The sequence below is a fragment of the Streptomyces sp. 5-10 genome, from assembly GCF_014712245.1.
GTDB lineage: Bacteria > Actinomycetota > Actinomycetes > Streptomycetales > Streptomycetaceae > Streptomyces > Streptomyces violaceusniger.
On the sequence record NZ_JACVYG010000243.1, the window covers coordinates 1 to 411 of the forward strand.

The 411-nt window shown below is 66.9% G+C and carries 1 protein-coding gene; it reads right to left on the bottom strand.

Features of this window, described 5'->3' with window-relative positions; translation table 11 throughout:
* A partial coding sequence (locus tag IEJ02_RS48025) for a polyketide synthase dehydratase domain-containing protein (protein ID WP_191070537.1) occupies positions 1-411 on the bottom strand: 411 nt, incomplete at both ends.

Here is a 411-nt window from a genome sequence, read left to right on the forward strand (position 1 = left end):
CAACCGCACCCGCACCACCGACGCACCCGAGGCATGCAACCGCACCCCCGACCACGCAAACGGAATACGCGCCGCCTCCTGATCCTCCTCCGAAGCGATCAACGCCACCGCATGCACGGCCGCATCCAGCAACGCCGGATGCACCCCAAACCGCTCCACCTCCCCCACCCGCTCCTGCGGAAGACGAACCTGAGCGAACACCTCCTCACCACGCCGCCACACCGCCTCCAACCCCCGAAACGCCGGACCATAATCAAACCCACGCTCGGAGAAACGCTCATAGAACACCTCCAGATCAGCCACCACCGGCTCCGCACCCACCGGCGGCCACTGCTCCAACACCACCCCACCGACACCAGCCGACCCCTCCGCCACCAACGAACCCGTGGCATGGCGAACCCACACGGCATC